Raw genomic sequence first — 2,534 nt, forward strand, 5'->3', positions numbered from 1 at the left:
CCCCAACCACCCGCACTTCAAGATCAGGCAAGGGTTCGCCGATGAGACGGCGGGGGTGATCGAGATCGTGGCGCGTTATCCGGTAAGCGGTGCCGTGGACGGTGATCTCGGTGATGCCGTACATGTTGATGAGAGCGGGCCGGTCCACGCCGAACCGCGAGGTCCACGGGGTGAGCGCGGCGAAGTCCAGCGCCTCTCCGGCGAAGACCACCGCGCGCAGGAACCAGGCCGCGCGAGCCAGGTCGGCGGGTGGGGCGGCGAGCAGGCCGGAGAAGGCCGAAGGCGTCTGGCTCAGGATCGTCACGCCGTGGAGGGCCAGGAAGCGGCACAGCCTCGCCGGGTCGCGCCGTTCGATGTCCGGCACGACGACCACGCGGCCGCCGTGCAGCAGCGCGCCCCAGACCTCCCAGACCGAGACGTCGAAGGCGAAAGAATGCGTCACCGACCACACGTCCCGGTCGCTCATCTCCAGCCAGCGCGCGCAGGCCGGGAACAGCCGGGTCACCTGGCGGTGCTCGATCGCCACGCCCTTCGGCGTGCCGGTGGAGCCGGAGGTGTAGATGACGTAGGCCAGGTTCGCCGGATGGACCTCGATGTCGAGATCCGTCTCGTCCGGCCGGGCGAGCGCGGTCGGTCGCAGGACCGGCAGATCGCCCCAGTCGGGGCCAGAACGTTGGACGGCGTCGCTGATGACCGCCCTCACCCCGGCCGCCGCAGCGACGGTCTCGATGCGACTGGCGGGATGGGTGGTGTCCACCGGCACGTAAGCGCCACCCGCCTTGAGGACGGCGAGCATGGCGACGACCGCCTCGACGGACCTCTCCAGGTGCAACAGGACCTTCTCCTCCGGCCCCACCCCGTGCCGGCGCAGCCGTCTGGCCAGTTGGTTGGCGGCGGCGTTCAGCTCTCCGTACTTCAGGGAACGCCGTCCATCGGTCACCGCCATCCGGTGGGGCGCGGCCTTCGCCTGCTGTTCGAACCCCTGGTGCAGACAGCCGGACGACGCGCGCGGCGCGGGCGGGCGCTCCCGCGGCGCGGCCGTCAGCGGGATCGTCGTGAACGGCCGATCGGGGTCGGACACGGCGGCGGCCAGCAGTTTGGTGGTGCTGTTCATCAGGCTGACCACGGTCGCCTCGTCGAACAGGTCGGTGCTGTACTCAGCCCGCAACTCGATCGTCTCCCCGTGGTCGATCGCGTCCACCTGCACGTCGTACTTGGCCGTGCAGAGGTCTACGGGCAACGGCGACACGTTGACGCCCGCGAGGGTCGCCCCGGCCGTCCACGGCCGAGACTGGTAGCCGAATGACACCTGGAACAGCGGATGGCGGGCGGGATCGCGTCTGCCCCCCACCTCGGCCACCAGGCGGTCGAAGGGGATGTCGCGGTTATTGAGCGCGTCGGCGACGTCGATGTGCAGCCGCCGCCGGATCTCGGCCAGGCTCGGATTCCCGGTCAGGTCGGCACGCAGGACCACGGTGTCGACGCACATGCCGACCAACCGGTCCCACCGCGTGCCGGGGCGGTCTCCGGCGAACGTGCCGATCCCGAATTCGTCCCTGCCGCTGTGCCGGGACAGCGCCGCCGCGTACGCACTGAGCAGGGTGACGAACAGCGATGTGCCTGAGGTGCGGGCGCTCGCGCGCAGTTGCCGGGTCAGCTCCTCGTCCAGCAGCGTGGACACGACCGCGCCGGCCAGGCTCCGTACCGGCGGAGTCGGCCGGTCAGCGGACAACTCCAGCGGCGACAGGCCGGCAAGCTGCTCCCAGCGGTGTCCGAGTGCCCGGTCCCGGCGGGCGGCCGTGGCCCGCACATACTCCTCGTAGGAGCCGGAAGCCGGCCGGATCGGCGTGGCCCAGTACGCCTCGGCCAGGTCCCCGAGGATGATCCCGAGCGACACGCCGTCCACGACGAGATGGTGGGCGACCCAGAGCAGGATGTGGTGGTCGTCGGCGATCCGACCGAGCACGGCTCTGGTCAGCGGCCCCGCCTCCAGGTCGAAGGGCCTGCGGGCCTCCTGGACGAGATCCCGCAGCGCCTCGTCCCGCGGGCCTGCCTCGATCACGGTGAGGGGGTCGCCCGCCTCGGGGGCGATGAGCCGTACCGGGCCGTCCGGCCTTGACGGGAAGCGGGCCCGTAGCTCCGCGTGCCGCTCGGTCACCGCGATCAGCGCGCGGCGCAGCGCCGCCACGTCCAGCGGGCCGCGCAGCTCCAGCAAGATCGGGACGTGGTAGGCCGCGGTGCCGGGCCGGAGCCGTTCGGCGAGCCAGATCTGCCGCTGCCCGGCGGACAGGGGCAGGTCGCCGGCCTGCGTCGATTCGCCGGGGCCGGCCTCGGCGACCGCGCCCGCGAGTCGTGGGAGCTCGCGCTCACGCAACAGGCCGGCCAACTGGGCGACGGTGGCGTGCCGCCAGAGATCGCCCACGCCGACGTCTCTGCCGGTTGCCTCCGCCAGTCGCGTCACGACCCGGTTGGCGAGCAGAGAGTCACCACCCAGATCAAAGAAATTGTCAAACACCCCCACCCGATCCACCCCC

General features: G+C 71.6%; 1 protein-coding gene. It reads right to left on the reverse strand.

Going from position 1 to position 2,534, the window contains the following annotated elements; translation table 11 throughout:
- Positions 1 to 2,521, reverse strand: a 2,521-nt coding sequence (locus GUY59_RS46655) for a non-ribosomal peptide synthetase (protein WP_161715126.1), incomplete at its 3' end; no start/stop codon positions are given.
- Between the last annotated feature and the right edge of the window lie 13 nt (positions 2,522 to 2,534).

The sequence above is a fragment of the Nonomuraea sp. K271 genome, assembly GCF_009908215.1.
Taxonomy (GTDB): Bacteria; Actinomycetota; Actinomycetes; order Streptosporangiales; family Streptosporangiaceae; genus Nonomuraea; species Nonomuraea longispora.